At 41.3% G+C, this 23,408-nt stretch carries 23 protein-coding genes and 1 other annotated feature (1 of these 24 running past the window's edge); of the genes, 6 read left to right on the top strand and 17 right to left on the bottom strand.

Features of this window, described 5'->3' with window-relative positions; translation table 11 throughout:
* Positions 1 to 16, top strand: a binding site (T-box leader) (it extends 197 nt beyond the left edge of the window).
* A gap of 41 nt (positions 17 to 57) precedes the next feature.
* Positions 58 to 885, top strand: a complete 828-nt coding sequence (gene proC / locus GPA07_RS08955; protein ID WP_008358774.1) for a pyrroline-5-carboxylate reductase — start codon at positions 58 to 60, stop codon at positions 883 to 885.
* Between the two features lie 64 nt (positions 886 to 949).
* Here the strand turns inward: proC and GPA07_RS08950 are convergent, their stop codons facing one another.
* The 5 genes from GPA07_RS08950 to GPA07_RS08930 all read right to left on the bottom strand — a co-directional run bounded on the left by GPA07_RS08950 (position 950) and on the right by GPA07_RS08930 (position 6,202).
* The gene (locus GPA07_RS08950) at positions 950 to 1,093 is read right to left on the bottom strand and encodes a hypothetical protein (protein WP_155887863.1); all 144 of its coding nucleotides are present in this window, start codon (positions 1,091 to 1,093) and stop codon (positions 950 to 952) included.
* Positions 1,094 to 1,107: 14 nt separating this feature from the next.
* Positions 1,108 to 1,647 carry a DinB family protein gene (locus tag GPA07_RS08945; protein WP_008358776.1) on the bottom strand — a complete coding sequence of 180 codons (540 nt, stop codon included), beginning with the start codon at positions 1,645 to 1,647 and terminating at the stop codon, positions 1,108 to 1,110.
* Positions 1,616 to 2,872: an MFS transporter gene (locus GPA07_RS08940; RefSeq protein WP_157292393.1), complete on the bottom strand. Its 1,257-nt coding sequence runs from the start codon at positions 2,870 to 2,872 to the stop codon at positions 1,616 to 1,618. Before GPA07_RS08940 ends, GPA07_RS08945 begins: the two co-directional genes overlap by 32 nt.
* Positions 2,872 to 4,221 carry a coproporphyrinogen-III oxidase family protein gene (locus tag GPA07_RS08935; protein WP_008358779.1) on the bottom strand — a complete coding sequence of 450 codons (1,350 nt, stop codon included), beginning with the start codon at positions 4,219 to 4,221 and terminating at the stop codon, positions 2,872 to 2,874. The genes GPA07_RS08940 and GPA07_RS08935 overlap by 1 nt, the downstream gene beginning before the upstream one ends.
* Before the next feature lie 367 nt (positions 4,222 to 4,588).
* The gene (locus GPA07_RS08930) at positions 4,589 to 6,202 is read right to left on the bottom strand and encodes a M20/M25/M40 family metallo-hydrolase (RefSeq protein WP_157292392.1); all 1,614 of its coding nucleotides are present in this window, start codon (positions 6,200 to 6,202) and stop codon (positions 4,589 to 4,591) included.
* Between the two features lie 145 nt (positions 6,203 to 6,347).
* Between GPA07_RS08930 and namA the strand changes: the two genes are divergently transcribed.
* Together namA and GPA07_RS08920 are read left to right on the top strand one after the other, a co-directional pair.
* A complete protein-coding gene (gene namA / locus GPA07_RS08925) occupies positions 6,348 to 7,364 on the top strand; it encodes an NADPH dehydrogenase NamA (protein WP_157292390.1) in 1,017 nt (338 codons plus the stop codon).
* Between the two features lie 118 nt (positions 7,365 to 7,482).
* The gene (locus tag GPA07_RS08920) at positions 7,483 to 8,247 is read left to right on the top strand and encodes an alpha/beta fold hydrolase (protein ID WP_157292389.1); all 765 of its coding nucleotides are present in this window, start codon (positions 7,483 to 7,485) and stop codon (positions 8,245 to 8,247) included.
* Positions 8,248 to 8,290: 43 nt separating this feature from the next.
* On the opposite strand, the gene GPA07_RS08915 is transcribed toward GPA07_RS08920, so the two are convergent.
* On the bottom strand, positions 8,291 to 9,598 hold the full coding sequence (locus tag GPA07_RS08915) for an aspartate aminotransferase type Ic (protein ID WP_071168970.1): 1,308 nt from the start codon (positions 9,596 to 9,598) through the stop codon (positions 8,291 to 8,293).
* A gap of 139 nt (positions 9,599 to 9,737) precedes the next feature.
* Positions 9,738 to 10,667 carry a ribonuclease Z gene (gene rnz, locus GPA07_RS08910; RefSeq protein ID WP_157292387.1) on the bottom strand — a complete coding sequence of 310 codons (930 nt, stop codon included), beginning with the start codon at positions 10,665 to 10,667 and terminating at the stop codon, positions 9,738 to 9,740.
* Between the two features lie 222 nt (positions 10,668 to 10,889).
* Here rnz and zwf point away from each other — a divergent pair, with 222 nt between their 5' ends.
* Complete coding sequence (zwf, locus tag GPA07_RS08905; RefSeq protein ID WP_008358790.1) at positions 10,890 to 12,365, top strand: glucose-6-phosphate dehydrogenase; 1,476 nt, start codon at positions 10,890 to 10,892, stop codon at positions 12,363 to 12,365.
* Between the two features lie 47 nt (positions 12,366 to 12,412).
* Here zwf and GPA07_RS08900 read toward each other — a convergent pair whose 3' ends face one another.
* From GPA07_RS08900 to GPA07_RS08860, 9 genes are all read right to left on the bottom strand, one after another.
* Complete coding sequence (locus GPA07_RS08900) at positions 12,413 to 13,135, bottom strand: GntR family transcriptional regulator (protein WP_157292384.1); 723 nt, start codon at positions 13,133 to 13,135, stop codon at positions 12,413 to 12,415.
* Between the two features lie 176 nt (positions 13,136 to 13,311).
* Positions 13,312 to 14,718: a glycoside hydrolase family 1 protein gene (locus GPA07_RS08895; protein ID WP_157292381.1), complete on the bottom strand. Its 1,407-nt coding sequence runs from the start codon at positions 14,716 to 14,718 to the stop codon at positions 13,312 to 13,314.
* The gene (gene celB, locus GPA07_RS08890) at positions 14,702 to 16,048 is read right to left on the bottom strand and encodes a PTS cellobiose transporter subunit IIC (protein ID WP_157292378.1); all 1,347 of its coding nucleotides are present in this window, start codon (positions 16,046 to 16,048) and stop codon (positions 14,702 to 14,704) included. The genes GPA07_RS08895 and celB overlap by 17 nt, the downstream gene beginning before the upstream one ends.
* Positions 16,049 to 16,073: 25 nt before the next feature.
* Positions 16,074 to 16,406 carry a PTS sugar transporter subunit IIA gene (locus tag GPA07_RS08885; RefSeq protein ID WP_008358798.1) on the bottom strand — a complete coding sequence of 111 codons (333 nt, stop codon included), beginning with the start codon at positions 16,404 to 16,406 and terminating at the stop codon, positions 16,074 to 16,076.
* Between the two features lie 3 nt (positions 16,407 to 16,409).
* Positions 16,410 to 16,721 (bottom strand): PTS sugar transporter subunit IIB, encoded by a 312-nt coding sequence (locus GPA07_RS08880; RefSeq protein ID WP_008358799.1) that lies wholly within the window; start codon positions 16,719 to 16,721, stop codon positions 16,410 to 16,412.
* A gap of 412 nt (positions 16,722 to 17,133) precedes the next feature.
* A complete protein-coding gene (locus GPA07_RS08875) occupies positions 17,134 to 17,919 on the bottom strand; it encodes a glucose 1-dehydrogenase (RefSeq protein ID WP_008358800.1) in 786 nt (261 codons plus the stop codon).
* Positions 17,920 to 17,931: 12 nt separating this feature from the next.
* Positions 17,932 to 18,777 carry a GRP family sugar transporter gene (locus GPA07_RS08870; protein WP_034739153.1) on the bottom strand — a complete coding sequence of 282 codons (846 nt, stop codon included), beginning with the start codon at positions 18,775 to 18,777 and terminating at the stop codon, positions 17,932 to 17,934.
* 115 nt (positions 18,778 to 18,892) lie between these two features.
* Positions 18,893 to 20,302: an NADP-dependent phosphogluconate dehydrogenase gene (gene gndA / locus GPA07_RS08865; protein WP_157292376.1), complete on the bottom strand. Its 1,410-nt coding sequence runs from the start codon at positions 20,300 to 20,302 to the stop codon at positions 18,893 to 18,895.
* 98 nt (positions 20,303 to 20,400) lie between these two features.
* Complete coding sequence (locus tag GPA07_RS08860; protein WP_008358808.1) at positions 20,401 to 21,657, bottom strand: DNA polymerase IV; 1,257 nt, start codon at positions 21,655 to 21,657, stop codon at positions 20,401 to 20,403.
* Between the two features lie 120 nt (positions 21,658 to 21,777).
* Between GPA07_RS08860 and GPA07_RS08855 the strand changes: the two genes are divergently transcribed.
* Positions 21,778 to 22,059 (top strand): hypothetical protein, encoded by a 282-nt coding sequence (locus tag GPA07_RS08855; protein ID WP_008358810.1) that lies wholly within the window; start codon positions 21,778 to 21,780, stop codon positions 22,057 to 22,059.
* A 25-nt stretch (positions 22,060 to 22,084) separates the two neighbouring features.
* A complete protein-coding gene (locus GPA07_RS08850) occupies positions 22,085 to 22,903 on the top strand; it encodes a membrane protein insertase YidC (RefSeq protein ID WP_157292375.1) in 819 nt (272 codons plus the stop codon).
* Between the two features lie 38 nt (positions 22,904 to 22,941).
* Here the strand turns inward: GPA07_RS08850 and GPA07_RS08845 are convergent, their stop codons facing one another.
* A complete protein-coding gene (locus GPA07_RS08845) occupies positions 22,942 to 23,406 on the bottom strand; it encodes a chemotaxis protein CheW (RefSeq protein WP_157292373.1) in 465 nt (154 codons plus the stop codon).
* Between the last annotated feature and the right edge of the window lie 2 nt (positions 23,407 to 23,408).

Raw genomic sequence — 23,408 nt, 5'->3', positions numbered from 1 at the left:
ACCTTTCGTCCTTTGCAGACGAGAGGTTTTTTTATTTTCTACAAGGAGGAGCAGCTGATGAGTAAAATTGGATTTATCGGTGCAGGCTCGATGGCCGAGTCTATGATCAAAGGGTTATTAAAAAGCGGCATGATGTCAAATGAAGATATCATTGTCACAAATAAATCAAACAAAAAACGATTAGATGAATTAAAGACACGTTATGGAGTCAAAACAGACTTCTCCCGTTCCTTTATTTATGATGAAGCTGATATTTTGGTGTTTGCTTTAAAACCAAAAGATGCGGAAAGCGGGATTGCTGATGTACGTCCTCATTTGAATGGACAGCTGATCGTTTCTATTTTGGCGGGTATTTCTATTGAAACCATTCAACATTATGCCGGCGGGAAAACGGCGGTGGTTCGCGCTATGCCAAATACTTCAGCGGCGATTCAGCAATCTGCAACCGGCATTGCCGTAAGTGATGAAGTCACAGAGGCACAAAAGAAAAAGGCGGTTGAGCTGTTTGAAACGATCGGTCATGTGACGGTCTTAGATGAATCACAGCTGAATGCGGTCACAGCCATTGCGGGCAGCGGTCCTGCCTTTATTTATCATTTGATTGAAGGAATGGAGCGAGGTGCATCGGAGCTTGGGATGGACCAAGAGACAGCGAAATTGCTCATTTGTCAAATGATTGCAGGGGCTGCTAATATGCTGCAAGATAGCGGAAAGGAACCTGCTGAACTGCGCAAAGAAATTACCAGTGAAGGCGGAACGACAGAGGCTGGACTGAACACACTTGCTTCCTATCAATTTGAAGAAGCGATTGTCGATTGTGTGAAAACAGCGACAAAACGTGCAGCAGAATTAAACGACATGTTTTCAGCAAGTACGTATAAATAATATAGAAAAGCACCTGTTTTGATGGGGTCAGTCCCATGACAGGTGCTTTTTTACATATATCCATCTATTTTTTCTCGCTCGTCATTGAATTCAAGCAGTGTGATTGATCTTTTGGTTCTTTCTGTTCTTTTGTTGAAACGGCTTGTTCTATTAGATAATCACGCGCTTGATAAAAATGAACATCAATCAACAATTCTTGGTGCTTCATTGATTAGCACCTCCTCATATAGATGATTTGTTCATGGATAGGATGGCTTTTATTTGGGCGAGGTGATGATTTTCATGTAAAGCAATGGTTTCAGCTAAGATTTGGACTGTCATCACCCCTTCTTCAGGATGGAGACCAGAGCAATCCCATGTATCCTTGTGTAATAGCTGGAGTGTGTTGTTTCTGCTCTCTTTTAGGCGCTCAAGCAATGCACGGATCTCTTGTGCGGTGTACCTTTCATAAGCTCTTTCCTTCACATAAATCTCAGGATCATACGATTGGAAAGGTGTGTTCTCATTTGAAAGTGCCTGCTCTATCCGCTCTGACCAGACTTCCTCTGTATCATACAAATGGCCAGTGATTTGTTTAATAGACCACTTGCCTTCTCCTAAAGATTGATCTAATGTGTGCTCATCACAAGCCTGCACTAGCTCCTCAAGCTCACGAATACTCCTTTGAAGCGATGTGACGATTTCTGTTTTTGTTAATTTTCCAGTTTCCATTGCGTAATCAAAGTCTCCTTTATAGTGAATGCATTTCTCTTTTGGATTCATCTTGCGGTTTCTCTTTTAGTAACAATAAGTTGTTCATCAAACCAGCTAATATCAAAAGACCTGCCATACACATAGCAATGACATGTATAGGAATCAAATCTCCGATGAACGCCATGATGATAAATCCACTAATATAAAATATGCGTGATAATGCAAGTCCAGCCGAAAAAACCCGGGCTCTTAAATGACTGCTTGCATATGTCATAATATTTGTAGAGTACAAAACTTCGACTGGGCTGTATAATAGATTTGCTAATAAAACAACAAATAAAAATCCAATAAAATTTGTTTGTTGATAGGAAAGCGCATGTAATATCGCTAACAATATGATCGATATCGTTGACCATCTTTTATAAAACTGAAAGGAGAATTTCACTTTTTTAAAATAAGCTGCGAGTGTAATTCCTCCGATTATTTGCCCTAGTCCACTTATTGTATGTCCAAGCCCTAAGCCAAAATTCCCTTCCTTTGCTACTTCTAAAATGTACAAACTAAACATGACATAAACAATGCTTAAAGCGAATTCTCTAGACATCAATATCCATATGGCACTTTGAATTTTGGGCGACCCTTTGATTTCTTCAATGCCCTCTTTAAAGCTTTGAACATATGACACATACTCTTTTTTTTCAGACGTTTCTTTCGCTTTAATAGGGATTAGCAGCATAGCTGATAATAAAAATGTCATCGCATCCACCAAATAAATGGTGGAAACGGACCAGATTTCTGTGACCAACCCGCCCACACCTGTCGCAATCAGCATGGAGGCACTAAAAGACGTTGCCAGTATACTATTTCCCTTAGAAAGCTGCTCTTTATCTAGGATTTCAGGAATCATAGATGAACGAGCAGGCAAGTATATACCTGAAAAAGCACCATTTAACGCTAGTAAAAAATAAAGGATAAACGTTGTCACATTCAATGTAACTACTAAAACAAAGCCTAGTCCTATGATAAAGCGTGCCAAATCTGCAAAAATTACAACTTTCTTGTAAGAAAACTTATCTATAATTGGGCTTAAAAGCATAGATGTTAAAATGAGAGGAAGCATTGAACAAATAAATAGAATACTTAGGTGAGTCGCTCTGCCAGTAAGTTCATAGATTAAGCCAATCGTAGCGATCGTTCTAAACCAATCTCCAAAAGCAGATAAGTTTTGTCCAATAAAGAAACTGACAAAGTGCTGATTTTTAAAAAGAGATGTCGTTTCTTTCTTTAAAATCATTAGAGGAGCACCTCTGTCGTCTCATACCAGCCTAATTCTTTTTGCATAAACTCGACGGCTTGATCATAATTAGCTCTTTCTTTTTCTGGTATAAGATCAACTAAAATCGCAGGATACCAAGGTTTCGCTTCTTCTTTTATCACAAAATATTGCTCCGCCTCCTCCACGATCCCTCTCAACATGAGTAATTCTAGTTTGCGATAAATCTCTTCACGCTTTGGCATTTGATTAAGATGTGCTTTTTCTATTTTCATTGTTTTAGGGAAAAAGACGAGTCTTCTATCAAAAGCATGATACTCTCTAGATTTGACAATAGGTAATTCTTGAGTTGTCAGGCTTTCGATGTATCTTTGGGTATTTCCTTCATTTGACCATATCATGCCTTGCATGTACGAGATGGCACCTGTGCCAAGTCCAATATATTGATCTTCATAACCACCGTAAATCACTTCGCCATATTGAAAACGTTTATTTTGATGCTCAGGAGCCATAAACGTATAGACATAATTTTGATGCCAGCCCTTCGTTTTTAAGTGACGATAGAGTGTGTCGCTAAACTCAAACTTTTCTTTAGGATTTGGCGGCATAGGAACTTTGCCTTTATTTATTTTTGATAACCATCCCTTTGAACATGCAATGTATTCTAATGGATACGTATCAATACTTGTGCTTCCTAATGCCATCACACCATTTATGTCCTCTATCATCTCTTCTTTCGTTTGCCCAGGCAGCTGATATAATAAATCAATATTATAGGATTGGAAATGCCGCTTCATTAAGTCTACCGTCTGAGAGATTTGATCAAAACTAGCAGTTAAATTGAACATTTTCCGATAATGTTCGTTTAATGTTTGGACACCAAAGCTCCCTCTATTTGCTCCACCTTCAGACATGGCAGCCACTCTTTCTGTTGTAGCTGTCTTTGCTTCACACTCAAAAGTCCATTCATAGTCAGGTGACAATGTGAAGTTTTCTTTTATTGCAGTCGAAAGTCGATAAATCAGCTCAGGAGGCATAATGGAAGGAGTCCCTCCACCAACAAATACCACATCAAAAGTCATTTTTTGAATATTAGGAGATTGTGATAGAATGCGCATCTCATTGATTAAAGCATCAATATACTTTCCGATCATAGGCTCATATTTTGTGGATTTAATAAAGGGGCAGAACGAACAGATGGTATCACAGAAAGGGATATGTAAATATAAAGCATTTTTCCCCTTTTGAAATGTTCGTTCTTTTTGGATGAATTCTGTCACACGAGATTGTGCTCCTTCTTGGCTAGATTGACCAAAAAACGGATAAAGAAAATTCCATAAAGGCGGATGCTCTTCATAATAATTTTTCATATTTGACAATTCTATCACCCAACTCTCATCTATTTTTAGTCCTTATACAGATTCACAGAGAAGCTAAAACATTCGCTTCTCTGCGGTGTACACTGTTTTGTAAGTATTCGTTCATTTTTTAGATCGCAATCCATTCGTTACGTTTCATTTAAATCACCTCCTTATAATTAGGGTAATTGTAACTAAATTACATAATTGATTATAATATACTTTTCTGAATATTTCAATCATTTTAACTATTTTTGTTAGTTCTATCGTTTCACATTGCCGTTTTCATATATAACTTCTGGCATAATGAAGAAAAAATAGACTAAATGTTCACAACAAAAAGCCCTATCATCACGATAGGACTTTTTGCCACATATGCTTACTCTTTCTCTAATAACGCATGAATCGTTGATTCTAAGAGCGACGGCAAAACGCCGAAAGAGAACGGGATATGCAGACGTTCTGTCCATTTGTGCGGGTCCTTTCCTAATGGACCAACGTTGATGACCGGAACGTAAAGTGCCTCCTTTTCTCCTTGCGGTAACGAGTAGCCTTTTTGGTAAAGCGGCATGTTGACCGTATAATCGGCTACATCCTGTTTTTCAAGCTGTAAGTAGCTTAAATCAGACAATCCGGGGAAATATTTCACTTCTTCTACTTCAAGTCCATAGACCTCTTTTGCCTCCCTTTGAATCTTCTTTAAGGTCATCTGAATATGCTGATCATCTGTTGAAGACACTGAAGGATAAAATGGCGGACTATAAAATAGAACAATGAGCGGCCCCTCTTCCTTACAAAGAGTCGTCAGCTCTGATACGATTTTGGTTGAGAAATCACGATCTCCGAGCTCACCCCGGTTGGCGAATGCATAGTTGACAATACGCTCGACTTCCTGCGTGCCTGATCGTTCAGCGGCTTTTTGATACAGCTCATGATATGTAAGAACCGTGATGTTCGTGTCAATGGGTGTAAAGTGTTTGAAGCGCTGAAATGCAGCCGTTTTCTGTTTCAGATTGGCCTCAATTTGCATGGCTGCTTGTTTCGCAGTTTCATAGAGAAGCCCGTGGAGCTCTTCACTTGAGCGTTTCATCATAAGCACATTAAATAGAGAAACAGCCGTGTGAGGCGTTTGAACGGAATAGGCTTCTTTCAAATCCTTTTGCATCAAATTGGTGGGAGGCGGCGTCACTTCACCATCTACTTCCTCACAATAATCACTATTCAGTTCTAACAAACGGTTGAGTTCAGACACCATAAAATTCGCGTTTAAGCCTGAGAAAGGCTCTCCTACATGCGTTTCAATTCCTTTACAAAAAAATCCGGCAAGCACCTTCCCTATACTGCCTGTATAAATATATTGGTGCGTATCTCCTGGATACTTTTCAAACATCGGCTCGCTGTTTAAACACGCGGTATAATCAAGATCGTACTTCTCCTTGAGCTCTTTTAGCTTTGGGACAGCCTCGAGCATTCCCTGTGAGTTCACCTCTTCATCTGGAACTGTCACGAGAAGGACATTTCCTTCAAATCTCTCCGTCATCGCTCTTTCCAGCATAGAAAGCTGCACGGTCAAACCTGCTTTCATATCCATAGACCCTCTTCCAAACAGCCAGTCACCTGAAGCCAAATCCTCTCTTGCTCTCTTTGGAAGAAGCGCACTTTTTTGAGAAAAGGATGCCATTAACTCTTCTGGCTTACACGCCATATTTTGAAATTCTCCGTAATCCTCAGTATCGACTACATCAAAGTGACTGAGCAAAAGTACGGTACGTGGCAGCGCACTGCGTTTGACAAGAGCCGTTAAATAATACCGGCCGTCTTTCATCGGATGCAAAGCCAAATGATCAGGATGCTGCTCAAAATACGGACGCTCCCTCAGCAAGTAATATACATATTCCGCTAACGCGACTTCTCCCGTTGTACCAGATATGCTTTCATATTGCATAAGAGCTGTGAGCAGCTCCTTTAGTTCACTCTCTGTTTGCCATTTCATCCGTTTTCCCCCTTTGATGTCCTTGATCTTATCCTCCATTATACAAAAACGTGTAGAAAAGCTATATGGTTTGAGCACCTTTTATGACGAATGTTTGAATGGTTGTTATAATCGGCTATACCATTCTATGAGGAGGCGAAGGTAATTGGAAACAAAACTCTTTTCACCTTGGACATTAAAAGGTGTCACACTCAAAAACCGCATTGTGATGTCACCGATGTGTATGTATTCATCCTATGACAGGGATGGGAAATTACAGCCTTTCCACTTTGCACATTATATTTCCCGCGCGCAAGGTCAGGCTGGTCTAATCATGGTTGAGGCAAGTGCTGTTTCTCCTGAAGGAAGAATTAGTGATCAAGACCTCGGGATATGGAGTGATGAGCACATTGAAGGATTTGCCTCCTTAAACGAACAAATCAAAGCATATGGAACCAAAACAGCCATTCAGCTAGCCCATGCGGGGCGTAAGGCGGAGCTGGAAGGTGACATTCTTGCCCCCTCCAGCATTCCGTTTGATGAACAGTCGAAAACACCTGTGCAGATGTCTGTCGATCAAATCAAAGACACGGTTCAGGCGTTTCAACATGCAGCTGTCCGAGCAAAAAAAGCTGGATTTGACATCATTGAGATTCATGGTGCGCATGGCTATTTGATTAACGAATTTCTTTCACCGCTTGCAAATCAGCGGACAGATGAGTACGGCGGCTCACCAGAAAACCGTTATCGCTTCTTAAGAGAAGTCATTGATGCGGTCAATGAAGTATGGGAAGGGCCGTTATTTGTCCGTGTATCCGCTTCTGATTACTCAACAAAAGGACTCGATATTGCTGATTATATTGGCATTGCCGCATGGCTGAAAGAACAAGGTGTTGACTTAATTGATGTCAGCTCAGGCGCTGTGGTGCCGGCTGATATGAAAATATTCCCCGGCTACCAAGTACCTTTTGCAGAGAAAATAAAAGAAGGTGCCGGTATTCAAACAGCTGCTGTCGGTTTGATCACATCTGGTATACAGGCAGAAGAAATTCTGCAAAATCAGCGTGCTGACTTGATCTTTATCGGCAGAGAATTTTTACGGGATCCGTATTTCCCAAAAACAGCCGCTAAACAGCTGCGTACATCCATTGAAGCTCCGCGACAATACGATCGCGCTTGGTAACCGCTCTAAGAAAAAAGTGTCTATTTTTTGAAATAGGCATCTTTTTTGTTTTTAAGAGAAACATCTTTGCCTTTTGTGCCGTCTTTTAGCTAAAGAATCACTTAGAGGAGATGGAAGAATGAACGCTGCAATGATTGAAAGAACTTATCATATAAATGGACATCACTTTTATACGAAGCATCGTCAAGGCAAAAGGCAAGCGACCATTATCTTTGAAGCAGGCTACGGAATTTCTGGCGATACCTGGACAAATATTGCCCGTGATATTGATCCAGAGCTTGGGGTTTTCTTATACGACCGTTTAGGAAATGGGAACAGCAGTAAAAGCCATGAAGGAAGAACGCTGCATGACCTTGCGGATGATTTAGATGCGCTTTTAAAACAAGCCAATATTCAGCCGCCCTTTCTTATTGTGGCGCACTCATTCGGTTCTCTCGTCAGCCGCTTATGGGCAAGCCGCAGAAGTGAAGATGTGATCGGTATGGTGCTGTTAGACCCGGCAAGTGAAGATCAAGAGCAGGTCATCCTGCCGCTTTTATCAAAAGAAGAACGCACTTCGTATATGGCACAGTTCACAGCAGAGTGTACACATGAGGATTTTCAGCAAATGCTAAGTACGATCAAGAAGGAGCAAACGCATTATGGCATGATGCCGCTTCTTGTCATTTCATCAGGCAAAAGCCGGCTGCTTCATCCAGCGCATGAAGCTTGGCTCAGGCTTCATAAACAAATGCTCACTTTGTCATCCCAAAGCGGATGGATTCAGGCGCAGAACAGCTCGCACTATATTCATCATGATGAACCACATATCGTGCAGCTTGCGATTTATGATGTATGGTGCGCAGCAAAACAGCCCGTCTCCTATTATCAAACAGCCAATTAAAAGCAAAAACTCCTTGATGGACATCCGTCAAGGAGTTTTGTTTTTATGCCGTTGGCGCAGATTGACTCTTTTCAGAAAGCAGCTTTTCAATGCTGACAAGCTGAACACATAACGTAAAGATGTCAATCGCTTGTTCTAGTTCTTCAAGTGTTGGGAACGTTGGCGCAATACGGATATTACGATCAAGCGGATCTTTTCCATATGGAAATGTCGCCCCTGCACCTGTCAGTGTCACACCTGCTTCTTTTGCTTTTTGCACAACAGCTTTTGCGCAATGATCGAGTGTGTTTAAGCTAATGAAATAGCCGCCATTTGGCTTGTGCCATTCAGCGATACCCTTTCCGCCAAGCTTTTCATCAAGGATCGAAAGAACGAGGTCAAACTTCGGCTTAATGATCGCTGCATGCTTTTTCATATGTTCCTTCAATCCCTCTGGATTTTGGAAGAAACGTAGGTGTCTTATTTGATTCAATTTATCTGGCCCGATGGTTTGTACGGCTAATTGCTTTTGAGTGAAGCTGACATTGTCTTGACTAGACGCCATGAGTGCCACACCTGAGCCTGGGAATGTAATTTTAGAAGTAGAGGCAAACATAAACACACGGTTTGGATGTCCTGCTTGTTCTACTGCTTGAAAAATATCTTTTAACGTATCAGGTGTATCTGTTAGATGATGGACTGCATAGGCATCATCCCAAAAGATACGGAAGTCGTCTGCTTTTGTTTTCATTGAAGCAAGGCGGTCAACAACTTCATCTGAGTACGTAATGCCGTCAGGGTTGCTATATTTTGGTACACACCAAATGCCTTTGATGGCTTCATCTTCTGCGGCCAATTTTTCCACCTGATCCATGTCAGGTCCATCAGCCTTCATATCTACCGTTATCATCTCTATGTTAAAATGCTCACAAATGGCAAAATGACGATCATACCCTGGGCTTGGGGCAAGGAATTTCACCTTTGGAAGTTTTCCCCAAGGTGTTTTACTGCCATATACGCCGTGAGTCATCGCACGGGCAATCGTATCATGCATCATATTTAGACTTGAATTACCGCCAATAATGATTTGTTCCGGCTTCAGATTGAGCACACTTGCAAAAAATTCCTTCGTTTCAGGAAGGCCTGTCAAGCCGCCATAGTTTCGCACATCTGTACCATCCTCAGCTGTCATCACATCCTTTGATGTCACGACATCGAGCATGCCCATAGATAAATCGAGCTGTTTTGGTGAAGGCTTCCCTCTAGACATGTCTAAGTGTAAGTTTTTACTTTTGTACGTTTCATACTCTTTTTGTCGTGCTGCATATAGGTCATTTAATTCTGCTTCACTTAATGCTGTAAAACCGCTCATCTTTGATTGTGCCTCCCGTATTCTTCATAGTGTTATTCGTCATTTGTTTTTTCTTCACCATTTTACCACTACCTGAAAAAGAGCGTCATCATAAAAATCAAAAAAATCACACAACTATTTCTGACGATTCATCCAATTTTTACAGGGTGCGGTCTATAGGAAAAGAAGAGAAATCATGCGCAGCTTCAGTCAGCGGGAATATATCGCGGGCTTCTTTCAGTAATTGCTTCAGTGACTCTTCCCCTTGGTATCGTGCACTAATATGGGTCAAAATGAGTTTTTTGGCGCCTGCTTCCTGCGCTGTTTTCGCTGCTTGTTCTGTCGTGCTGTGATAATAATGATAGGCTAGTTCTGCATCTTCTTTACTAAATGTTGCTTCATGGACTAACACATCCGCATTCTTGGCAAGCCTTTTTATATTCTCGCACAAACGTGTATCTCCTGAAAATGCAACAATCCTCCCTTTTTTAGGGGGTTCCAAATAATCGGTTCCATCAATTCTTCTTCCATCTTCGAGTGTAACGGTTTCCCCGTTTTTTAACTTCTGATACAAAGGTCCAGGTTTTACACCGATTTTTTTTAGGTCTTCGGCTTTTAGTGCACCAGGTACATCTTTTTCCACGACCCGATAACCGTAGGCTGGGACTCCGTGAGACACCCTTTTAGCTTCTACTTGAAAGGTATCATCTTCAAATACGATCCCTTCATCTATTTCAATGATATGCAGCGGATAGGTCAAATGCGTTTGTGTCGCTGAAAGTGCCGCATTTACAAAGGCTTTGATGCCTCTTGGACCATATATCGTCAATTCATCCTCTCCGCCTTGAAAGGACCTGCTGCCAAGCAGACCCGGGAGACCATATACATGATCACCGTGCATATGCGTGATAAAGATCTTCTCAATTTTTCTTGGTTTAATCGTTGTATGTAATATTTGATGCTGCGTCGCTTCTCCGCAATCAAAAAGCCACACTGCTTTTCTCTCTTCTAAAAGCTTCAGCGCTGTGCAAGTGACGTTTCTTGTTTTTGCAGGAATGCCTGCACCTGTTCCTAAAAAGAGCAGTTCCATTACGATTTCCTCCTACAGCCGGTATACAATGTCTTCATTCATATAGAATACATGAAGACAAGGTAAATGTGAATTCAGCTGAATTTTTTAAAAAAGACAAACTTGAGCAGAAAAAGTCGAATCAAATGTTTGCTTTACGTACAATGAACCTTTAAAATAAAGAAAATGTACATACATTCTTGTTTTTTACAACAATGCTACGAATAAAGTGAGGTACTTTTCGTGAATACAGAAACTAATTATCCAAAAGCAGTCATTGTCATCTTTGGCGCAACAGGAGACCTTGCAAAGCGCAAGCTCTACCCTTCTATACATAGACTTTATCATAGCGGAAAGCTTGGAGATCAATTCGCCGTTGTAGGTGTTGGGCGCCGCCCGTGGTCTCACGAGGATCTCAGAGCTGTGGTAAAAGAATCTGTCTCTTCTGACGATGCAGAAGCAAAAGCAGAGGAATTCATTTCTCATTTCTATTACCATGACTTTGACGTCTCAAGCCCTGCTTCCTATCAAGCACTCAACACGCTTCTTTCCGGACTTGAAGATACATACAGTATCCCAAATAACCGGATGTTCTATTTAGCTATGGCACCGGAATTCTTCGGAACGATTGCGAAGTTCTTAAAAAGTGAGGGCGTATCAGAAACGACCGGCTGGTCACGACTTGTGATCGAAAAACCATTTGGACATGATCTGCCTAGTGCCAAAACATTAAATGAAGAGATTCGTGGTGCATTTACAGAAGATCAAATTTATCGGATTGACCACTATCTAGGTAAACAAATGGTGCAAAACATTGAGGTCATCCGCTTTGCGAATGCGATCTTTGAACCACTTTGGACAAACCGCTATATTTCAAACATTCAAATTACATCTAGTGAATCGTTAGGTGTTGAAGACCGGGCTAGATATTATGAAAGCTCTGGCGCACTTAGAGACATGGTTCAAAACCATATGCTTCAAATGGTCGCACTTTTAGCCATGGAGCCGCCAATTAAGCTCAATACAGAGGAAATTCGAAGCGAAAAACGGAAAGCATTGCGCGCCCTTCGTCCTTTCTCTAAAGATGAGGTCGATCAATTCTTTGTCCGCGGACAGTATGATGCTGGAACGATTGATGGCCATATGGTTCCTTCCTATCTTGAAGAGCAAAATGTGGACCCAAACTCTAACACAGAAACATTCGTTGCAGGGAAACTTCTCATCGATAACTTTAGATGGGCCGGCGTACCATTTTACATTCGGACAGGAAAACGTCTAGAAAAGAAATCCACTCAAATCGTGGTTCAATTTAAAGACATTCCGATGAACCTGTACTACGGAAACGGGAATTCCATGCATCCAAACTTACTCGTCATTCACATTCAGCCGGATGAAGGTATTACCCTTCACCTGAATGCGCGCAAGCTTGATGGCGGAACATATGCTAAACCGATTAAACTCGACTACCAAACAAATTACAACGACATCATGAATACACCAGAAGCATACGAAAAGCTGATTCATGACTGCTTGCTCGGTGATGCAACAAACTTTGCGCACTGGGATGAAGTGGCACTTTCTTGGAACTTTGTTGATCCGATTTCTGAGAAATGGGCAGAAACGAAAACGTTAAAACCAAATTATCCTGCTGGTTCTATGGGACCGAAAGAAGCAGATGAGCTGCTAGAAAAAGACGGGTATCATTGGTGGAATATATAAAATCAAGATGAAAAAAGAGCAGTCTCCCAAGGGGGGGCTGCTCTTTTTTAAAGTCCTGTTTTCGTAATTTCCACAGTTGAAAATTCAAACTTATCATAGCGATGATGGCTATAGGAGTATTCAAACGGCCGGCCCGTGTTTAAGTAAGCCACCTGCTCGACTTCAAGCACTGGATCAGCTTGGTCACAGCCTAAATACTGCTGATCTAGCTGATCTGATTTAGCCGCTCTAATTTTCTTGTGCGCTCCAGCTACTTTTAGATGCAGTGTGTTTGAAATGTAGCTATATATTGAACCTAATAGAACCTTTTCATCTATTCCCTTAATGACATTTACGGGCATAAAAGTCTTTTCTAATACATAAGGCTCTTCTTCCACAAGGCGGAGACGGACAATGTCATAAACGGGTGCGCTTGAGTCAATTGAGAGATGAGCTGCCACCTCTTCACTTGGAAAATGCACATCAAAGCGAATGATTTGGCTCGTCACGTTTTTATCTGCCATGACTTTCGTGAATCCTCTATTTTCATGACCTGATACATTGATGTACCTTTTGTTTAGCGCTGCCTTCACAATAAATGTGCCATGACCTCTTTTTCTAAAGAGCAGACCTTCTGCTACGAGAAGATCGAGCGCACGCTTCATCGTCATTCTGCTGCATTGAAACTCAGCGGCAAGCGAGTTTTCATCTGGAATGGGTTGATCTTCTGGATAATATGCTGTTCCTATTCGTTTTCTAATTTCTTCTGAAATGAGTTCGTATTTTGTCATCTCACACCACCAACTGACTTGTTTTTTCATATCATATTATAGCGCTTTCCAGCCTTTCCCCTCATTCTACACTAAGCCTAGTGAGCTTAAAAGGTTCCAGCCATTTTAGTGTCAATCCCTGCACCATCACATAAGAAAAATACTTGCCCTTTTCAAGGAAAGAGCAAGTATTTTGATTAAAAGCCATTATTCTCTGAAACAGATTGAAACCAGTATCCACTTTTTTTAATGGTGCGTTTCCCGTCTTCTTCAAGATTGACTGAGACAAATCCATAACGATTTTTATACGCATTTGTCCATGACCAATTATCCATAAACGTCCACAGATGATAGCCTTTCACATTGCTGCCTTCTTGGATGGCTCGATGCACCCATTTGAGATGCTCAGAAATAAAGTCAATGCGGTAATCGTCATGAATCATTCCTTGTTCATCTTTAAACCGTTCTTCTCCTTCAACACCCATTCCATTTTCAGAAATAAAGCATTCGATATTCTTATAGTCTGTTTGAACTTTTTTCAATATATCGTAAATGCCCTTTTCATAGATTTCCCAGCCTCGATACACATTCATTTTTCTTCCCGGCATTTCAAAGGGATCAAAATAATGGTTTGGCATAAATGGTGCTTGAGGATGCGGCATATGTTCCTTTGCTTTCACTCTTCTTGGCTGATAATAGTTGATACCGAGCAGGTCAATCGTGTTCTCTTGGATGAGCTCAAGGTCTCCATCTTCTATCACCGGCATAAATCCTTCTTTCTTTAACACTTCCACCAGCTTTTCAGGAAAGTGCCCTTTAACAGCAGGATCTAGGAAGGAACGATTAAAGAAAGCATCCGCCATCTCAGCTGCTTCTACATCCCGCGGATTCTCGCTTCGCGGATATGAAGGAGTGAGATTTAAGATGATACCGATTTTCCCGTCCTGTTGCAGCTCTTTATAAGCCGCAATGGCCTTAGCATTTGATAAAATCTCATGAAAACCAACTTGCACTGCCTTTTGGAAATCGACTTCGTTTGGATAATGGAAGCTATACATATATCCGCCCTCTACAGGGACAATCGGCTCGTTATGGGTAAACCATTTCTTCACCCGGTCGCCAAATAACTGAAAGCACAACACCGCATAGTTGACATAGTCGTCTACGACCTGTCTGTTTACCCATCCACCCGTCTCCTGCAGCGCCATTGGCATATCAAAATGGTACAGGTTCACAAACGGTTCGATGTCACTCGCTATCAGTTCATTGATCACATCATTATAAAAAGCCACAGCTTCTTCATTGACTTCCCCTTTTCCCTTGGGTAAAAGGCGTGACCATGAAATGGATAGACGAAATGAATTATGCCCAATCTCCTTCATAAGCCGGATATCCTCTTTGTATTTACGATAAAATTGAGAGGTCACGTCTGGACCGACGCCATTAAAAAAACGAGTCGGCTCTTTTTCAAACCAGTGATCCCAAATGTTCGGTCCCTTTCCATCTCCCGGATAACTGCCCTCTGTTTGCGTGGCAGAGGCAGAAGATCCCCACCAGAAATCTTTTGGAAATGTATATGATTGTCTGTTAGTGTCCATCGACATGTATTGAGTCCCCTTCACCTTTGATGTTTGTTTGTTTCGTTTTGTCTGTCGTTGCTATTTTTTCATTTTTCACATTCATGCGGTCAATAAATGTCAGGAACGGGAACCAAATAACAAACACAATCATTAAATTAAACAGCTGAAGCAGACCGCCCGCTAATGAATTTGTTGCCATGATGCCGCTAATAAAGATCGGCACCGTCCATGGGATGTTCACGCCTGTCGGCGGCGGCACAATGCCTGCGGCCATCGCAAAATAAGAAATACATGTAATGACCATGGGTGCCAAAATCCATGGAATGAGAATAAGCGGGTTCATCACAATCGGTAAACCGAAAATAATCGGTTCATTGACGTTAAACAATCCTGGTCCTAAGCCGAGCTTTGCCACTTGTTTTAATTGCTTACTTTTTAGGAAAATTAAAATCGCAAACACAACGGCAAGCGTCATACCGGTTCCGCCCATTCCAACCGTATAGACCTCAATAAACTGTTTGCTGATGATGTTTGGAACCTCGCCCGTTTTTGTATAGCTTTCAAGGTTTTGAATGGACAGCGTGTTCCAAATTGGGTCCATCACAGAGTTGATAATAATTTGACCGTGCAATCCAAAGAACCAAAGAATTTGTATAAAGAAAACCGCAATTAACGTCGGAATGATACCGCTTCCAAGTCCGACAAGCGGTGCCTGAACTGCATGGTAAATAAGGTCATGTATATTTGTGTGAAAGCCTTGTGTAATGATGATATTGATGAGTAAAAAGGCTGTTAGAGTCAGGGTAGCCGGAATCAGTGCAGCAAAAGACTTTGAAACAGCTGGCGGGACCCCTTGCGGCATATTGATCACAAATTTCTTTTTCACAAAATAACGGTAAATTTCTGCTGATAAAAAGCCTGTAATCATGCCGAGGAACATCCCCTTTGCCCCTAGACGATCGACTGGGATGACGCCCGCTATAGACGCCGCACCCTCTTGTTCGAGCAAAAATGGCGTCAGCAATAAGAAAGAAGCGAGAGCGATCACGCCGCCAAATACGGCTTCCACTTCATAGCTTTTCGATAAATAGTAGCCAATTCCAAATACAACAAACACGGTCATAATACTGATGGTCGCACTTGGTGCGATATTCAGTGCAGACTGGAATCCTTCCAGTGCAGTTTGACTCATGATTTTATTTAAAAATGGCAAATTCATTAACACAACCATAATGGAACCAAAAATCGTTAATGGGAATGCAAGCATAAAAGCATCCCGTAATACACCTAAATAGCGATTATTGTTCAATCTCCCGGCAATCGGTACCAAAATGGCACTTATTTTATCAAACATTGGTTTCCCCCCTTGTTTACACCCTTTATTGTTTTAGCGATTGAAATATCGGCAGGAGCTCTCCCACAAGCTCCTTGATCGTCAGCGTGGACATGAAGTGATCTTCAGCGTGCATGAGCAGCAAGGAAAATGGAGTGGTTTCTCCTTTTGCCTCCTGCTGCACCATTTGAAAATGGATATCGTGTGCATTTCGCAAGTCGTCTTCTGCTTCTTTCATGAAATCAAACGCTTCCTTTTCTTGACCTTCTCGAAATTGTTTAAGAGATTGAAGCAATTTGTTCCGAGCATTGCCGCTGTGTAAGATCAATTGAAAACTGACTTGTTCCCCCGTGAGTCCTTCTAGCGTCTTCTTTTCCATTCTTTAAGATTCTCCCATCAATGAAACCGCTTGTTCATACGCTTTTTGTCCATCTGCAAGCCCATAAGCCTGCATATCAATGACCTCTACTTGAATCCCGTACTTTTGAGCTTCTTTTTGAAGATCCCCTTTTAAAAAGCTCATTTGCGGTCCAATTAACACAACATCCGCATGTGCCATCTCTTTTCTCGCTTTGTCTTGTCCGACCGCCCAAATCTCTGCTTCCTCGCCAATAGATTCAGCATGGGCTTTCATCTTTGTGACTAGTAAACTCGTAGACATGCCTGAACTGCATGCTAATAAAATACGTTTCATTTCTCTCACCCCATTGTTGTAATAAAAGCGCTTCCAATTAATATTATATATTTTTATTTTTAAATGTCTAGACATTTAATTTTATATGTTTGTATTTTATTTTGAAATGTAACCAACTTTATAAAAATAAAAGAAATCTCATTCACATACGAATGAGACCTCTTTTATTTTTTGTTTTGTTCAAACACTCATAAATATTTACGAGACAGTCTTTGAGAACTTTGTGAAAAATGAGTGCTAATGACTCGTCACATTCGTAAGCTGCCCCTTCATCCCTTAAACTGATTAGACGTTTAACGCCGACTGGAGAACAAAGGCGGGCTAGGTAAAACGTAATATGCTGCCGTTTTGATTGCTAGATCATGATTTGGCATTATTTTAACAACCAAATGGTTATCATCAAATGCAGTATTTATCCTTTTCCTGCCTGGAACCCAGGGTACTTTGTCATACCGCCGTCTACATATAGCGTCAATCCTGTGACATAGCTAGCCTCTTGTGACGCAAGCCAGACGGCACATGCTGCGACTTCTTCTGGCTTGCCGATATAGCCGATTGGAATCAGCTCGATGACGCCCTTTTTCTGTTCTGGATCAGCAAATTTCTCGGCATTGATCGGGGTGTCAATCGCTCCTGGGGCAATGCTGTTTACACGGATTTTTTTAGGGGCATATTCTAATGCCAGCGTTTCGGTCAAAAGCTTAGCGCCTCCTTTGCTTGCTGCATAATGGACAAAATGAGGCCATGGGATTTGCTGATGAACCGACGACATATTAATGATCGATCCTTCGATCCCGTGTTCTGTCATATACTTCAATGCATCACGGCAGCCTAGAAACATGCCTGTTAAATTGGTGGATATGACTTTGTTCCAATTATCTAATGTCATTTCAGTTGAGGGAACCTCATTTTCAATTCCTGCATTATTGATCATGACATCAAGACTGCCGTATGTAGCGACAGCTTTATCAATCATCGCTCGCATATCCTCTTCTTTTGATACATCCCCTTGAATTTTGACAGCATGACCACCATTTTTTTGAATGTCAGCTATCGTCTCGTCCGGATTTTCTTTATCAGAAAAGTAATTGATCACCACGTTGGCCTTTTCTTGTCCAAATCGGCGCGCCATCGCCTGACCTATCCCTGTCCCTGCGCCAGTGATGAGAACTGTTTTTCCTTCTAAATCTGGGTACATTTGATTAACCTCCTATTTTGTAAAGCCTAGCAGCACACCGCCTGCAATGATCATCAAGCAGCCAGCAATCACAAAGCTTGTTTTAGATGCTTTCTCTTTTAATAAGTAAATACCGCCCAATGTGGAGATAACAATTCCTGTTTGAGACATGGAAAAGCTTACGGCTACACCAATGAGCGGAATGGCCAAAAGAAGCCCTAGATTTCCTGTCGACCAAACAAAACCAGCAAGAATATTTTTGAACGTATATTTACTAAACGGGTCTTGTTTTAGACTTATGGCCAAGGATGAAAGCAACATGCCGACAGATTGCGGAACGAGAGCGGACCAGCCATCAATATGAAACCATCTTAAAATGACGACATATCCGACGTAGCCAACGGTTGAGATGAGCAAAATAATGATTCCTTTTTTAAAATTGCCGCCACTGTTCCCGCCGCTCTTTTTTTGACCAAGGGATGTCATGACAACGCCAGCAATGATCAATAAAATGGCGCAAGAACCAATAAGTATGACTGTCATGGTTTGCCATTCTTTAAAGACCATGACACCAAATAATGTCGTACTCACAAGCTGCATCCCCGTTGATAAAGGGACAGCCTTAGACACTCCAAGAAAGGCGACACTTGAGAGCTGATTCATTTGTCCAATACTCCAGAAGATCCCAGAAATCACTGAAACCGCAAAAATAAGCGGTGTCAGCTCTGGCATTTTGATCACATAGGCCCCAATTGAAAACAAAAAGGCGCCGAGGGTAATGCCAAGTGTTTGCTGATACGCATTCCCGCCAAGTTTGACACTGATGAGAACAATACTTCCCCAAAATATCGCTGGGAGAAGTGCATATAAAATGCCCACTTCTATCCCTACTTTCATTCTTTTTTACATAGCATCCCTCTTTTTCGCATTTTTAGCCGAAAATATGCAAACACAAAAAACCTTACCAGAGGTAAGGTTTTTTGCTGCTTTATTCTTATTTCATCCATTCAGTGTGGAATACGCCTTCTTTATCTGTGCGCTCATACGTATGTGCGCCGAAGTAGTCACGCTGTGCTTGAATTAAGTTGGCTGGAAGGACAGCTGTACGATAGCTATCAAAGTAAGCAAGTGCACTTGAGAATGAAGGAACAGGAACACCTTGTTCTACTGCAAGTGAAATGACTTTACGTAGTGATGATTGATAGCTTTCTACGATATCCTTGAAGTAAGGATCAAGCAATAGGTTTTTCAGTTCAGGGTTACGGTCATATGCTTCTTTGATTTGCTGCAGGAAGGCTGCACGAATGATACATCCACCGCGGAAGATCATGGCAATTTCACCGTATTTTAAATCCCAGTTATATTCATCAGACGCTGCTTTCATTTGTGCAAAACCTTGTGCATAAGAACAGATTTTACTCATGAATAGTGCTTTTCTAACTGCTTCGATTATTGCTTGTTTATCTTCAGTTGATTGAGTCGGCTCAGGGCCTTGAATCAATTTGCTTGCTTCAACACGCTCATCTTTCATCGCAGAAATAAAGCGCGCAAAAACTGACTCTGTAATGATTGGAAGCGGGACACCTAAATCAAGTGAGCTTTGGCTTGTCCATTTTCCAGTTCCTTTTTGTCCAGCTTTATCTAAGATGACATCCACTAGCGGCTGGTTCGTTTCTTCATCCACTTTTGTGAAAATGTCAGCTGTAATTTCGATTAAGTAGCTGTCAAGCTCCCCTTTATTCCACTCTGAGAATACTTCGTGAAGCTCCCCTGCTGATAATCCAGCGACATGCTTTAGGATAAAATATGACTCAGAGATCAATTGCATGTCTCCGTACTCGATACCGTTATGAACCATTTTGACATAATGTCCTGCTCCATCTGGTCCGATGTACGTTGTACAAGGCTCGCCATCTACTTTCGCAGAGATTGCTTCTAAGATTGGTTTCACTAGCTCATGTGCTTCTTTTTGACCGCCTGGCATGATAGATGGGCCTTTCAGTGCGCCTTCTTCACCGCCAGAAACACCCGTTCCAATGAAGTGAATACCACTTTCTGCAAGCTCTTGATTACGTCTTTGTGTATCCTTGTAATATGTATTTCCACCATCAATTAAAATGTCACCTTTCTCTAGGTGAGGAAGTAATGATTGAATGGTTGCATCTGTTGCTGAACCAGCTTTTACCATTAACAGAATTTTACGAGGCGTTTCAAGCGACTGAACAAATTCTTCAATGCTGTATGTGCCTACAACGTTTTTCCCTTGTGATTCTTGAAGAAACTCTTCTGTTTTGTTGCTAGATCTGTTATAAACAGACACAGAGAACCCGCGGCTTTCGATATTAAGGGCAAGGTTTTTCCCCATAACGGCTAGTCCAATCACACCGATTTGTTGTTTTGACATAATTCTGACGTCCCTTCTAACACACTATATTGATTACTGCTGAAATGATGTACCCTTTGAAATTACCACAACACCACCTCTTTTATCAAGTTTTCAGGCTAGTCATTTCCTCTTTCGTCCTGAAAAAAATCTTTATTAAAACTTGTACCGCTTGTTTTGCTCTCTTTTTCCTTCACGGTCATCCCTCTTTGAATCAATGGTTTTCCGTATTTTTCTTTGAAACCGTCTAAAATGGATTGCAGCGGCTCTTCTTTTGCATCTTCTGTATAGGAGAATAAATCAAGCTGCTTGACGGCCGATTTTCGCTCCACAAGATCTGTCCCCGTAACACCTAAGAGCCTCACCGGCTGATCATTCCAGTGCTTAAGGAATAACTGCTTTGCTGCCTCAAAAAGGTCTTCCTTTCGATCAGTTGGATTCGTAAGCATGACGCTCCGTGTGATATTTTTCCAGCTTGCATACCGAATCATAATGAGCAGCCGGTTCGCCATCACTTCCTTTCTTCGTAATCTTGCACTCACCGATTGTGACAGTCGATCAATTAATGTGACAAGCTCATCTGTATCATCTGAATCGTGAGGAAGGGTGGAAGAATTGCCGACAGATTTAAATTCGTATATCCTTTCTGGATCAACAATGCCGTCATGCTCTCCGTTCGCCTTTTGCTTTAGCCTTGGTCCATTGATGCCTAACAATTCTTTCAGCTCATACTCATTCGCTTTTGCTAAATCTTCAATCGTATGAATGCCAATTGTTTTTAATTTATCTGCTGTTTTTTGACCAACTCCGTGCATTTCACCTGCTGATAGAGGCCAGAGCATCTGCGGGACATCTCGTTTACGCAAAATCGTAATCCCCATTGGCTTTTTCCAGTTCGACGCCATTTTCGCCAAAAATTTATTCGGCGCAATGCCGATACTTGAAGGAAGCATGAGCTCTTCTACGAGCCTCGTTTGGATATCATGAGCGGTTTTCACCGCATGCTCAGCATAAGGTGTGTCGGTTAAATCAATATAGCCTTCATCAATCGAAACGGGTTCGACTAAATCACTATATTCTCTCAGTATCGTAAACATTTCTTGTGAGGAGCTGCGGTAGCGGTCAAAGTTTGGTGTGCGCACAATCAGTCCTGGACAAAGCCGCTTCGCTTCCCATAATGGCATCGGCGGCTTCACCCCTAGTGCTCTTGCCTCGTAGCTGCAAGTCACAACAATTCCTTTACGCTCTTTGGCATTTCCGCTAATGGCTAAAGGTTTCCCTCTCAAAGAAGGATCATATGCCATTTCAACCGATGCATAAAAACTATTCATATCAATATGGAAAATGATCCGCCTTTTCCTTTGAGAATCAGCCATTTGCTTACCTCCTTCATCTGTTTCATCTTCATCACTTCATCGTCATTTGACCTGCTAGTTCCATTAGACATTTCATATGGTGTATAGTACACTGTGAATAATGAAATGGATGTGATAATCATGATTATTGATACATTCAATGAAGTCTTTTTCCTTGTTGAATTCTTTACGATTATTCTTCCAGCGCTGACGGCCATCGGCATTGCTTTCTTATTAAAAGACTGCCGAATGAACGAGCACCTTGGCGGACATCGTTTGGAAGAGTTGAACGCATCTTGCTTGAATCGAACAGACTTTCTGTTTATCATATATGATCGCATTACAACTTGGATTAGTAAAGTCATTCGAATGAAAAGATCATCAAATGATGATGAAGACCATTCGCTTCCTCTCTCTTATTAGATTTTATTATTGAGGAGGAAATGAATTGAAACGTTTATTGACTATTTGTACGACTTTATTTTTGATGATGGTGGCGTCACCTGCATTTGCTGCAAGTACGCAAACGAATACGAGCTCTGATGGGTTTTTCCATCATTATTTTGTCCAGCCTTTTTCTGAGTTGATCATTTGGCTTGCAAACTTCTTTCATGATGATTATGGTTTATCCATTATGTTCGTGACATTTATTGTGCGCTTGCTCATTTTCCCGCTTTTTGCAAACCAATTTAAAAAACAAAGAGTCATGCAAGAGAAAATGGCACTGATCAAACCACAAATTGACCAAATACAAAGCAAATTGAAGAAAACGAAAGAACCTGAAAAACAAAAAGAGCTGCAAATGGACATGATGAAATTATATAAAGACAACAATGTGAACCCGCTGGCGATGGGCTGTCTGCCGATGCTGATTCAAATTCCAATTGTTCTTGGCTTTTACTCAGCTATCCGATCAACACCTGAGATTGCCGCGCATTCGTTTTTATGGTTTAGTCTGGGACAAACTGACCTTTTAGTAGCGATCTTTGCCGGCGCTATGTATTTCTTGCAATTTTATGTCACGCAAAAATACGCAAAACAATCAGGCACGCAAACAGAGGCTGCGCTGAAGCAAGCGAAATTAATGGGCATGATTTTCCCCATCATGATGCTATTTCTCTCAATCAATGCACCCGCTGCTCTTCCTTTATACTGGATGACGAGTGGACTTTTACTCACCATTCAAACAATTATCTTAAATGTCATGTACCAAAAATCAAAAACAAAAGCTGCGGCAAACGATCCAGTCAACCCAGCTGCTGAATAAAAAATGAACCCCTTATCCATTTGATAAGGGGCTTTTCTTTATGCCAATTCTTCTTTCATTCGCTCATGCAATTGATCGAGATCCTCAATTTTCCCAAGAAACTTACTTGGGTCCACTTGTAAAATCATCTTGCCTTCTCTCTCAACGACGCCGAAGAAATATTCAGATGCTTTTGTGTTCATATGAAATGGCTTGATCTCGCTTAGCTCGATATCAATGATATCTTTTGCATCTGAGACAATGCAGCCAATCATTTGATCATCTAATTCAAAAAGTAAAATCTTGGACTGATCGGTTACATCAAGAGGTTTTCCGTGAAGCATGACGCCTGTGTCACTGACTGGAATGACTTCTCCTCTTAAAGACATCAGTCCTTTAATCTCTTTTGGAAGGTTCGATACTTCTTGTAAATAAGGCACCTTCTCAATCGAACGAATATGCTCTACACTAATGCCAAAATCCTCTTGTCCTACTTGGAAAATAATGATTTTTTGCGTGCTCACAG

This window comes from Bacillus sp. ms-22, assembly GCF_009759805.1.
GTDB classification, from domain to species: domain Bacteria; phylum Bacillota; class Bacilli; order Bacillales; family Bacillaceae; genus Bacillus; species Bacillus xiamenensis.
This window is presented reverse-complemented; position numbering and strand designations above follow the sequence as displayed.